At 43.8% G+C, this 217-nt stretch carries 1 protein-coding gene; it reads left to right on the plus strand.

Features of this window, described 5'->3' with window-relative positions:
- The coding region (locus UC75_RS21485) for an aminotransferase class III-fold pyridoxal phosphate-dependent enzyme (protein WP_228137328.1) at positions 1 to 217 on the plus strand (217 nt) is incomplete at both ends.

Here is a 217-nt window from a genome sequence, read left to right on the forward strand (position 1 = left end):
GCGTGCGCTATGTGATGAGTTTGGTGCCTTACTTATTTTTGATGAAGTGCAAACTGGTGTAGGTCGTACAGGTGCGCTTTATGCCTACATGAACTCTGGTGTTATTCCAGATGTATTAACGACTGCAAAAGCATTAGGTGGTGGTTTCCCAGTCGGTGCAATGCTAACAACAGATAAATTTGCTCCACATTTTTCAGTGGGTACACATGGTACGACT

The sequence above is a fragment of the Acinetobacter sp. V2 genome, from assembly GCF_001188385.1.
Classification (GTDB): Bacteria; Pseudomonadota; Gammaproteobacteria; order Pseudomonadales; family Moraxellaceae; genus Acinetobacter; species Acinetobacter oleivorans.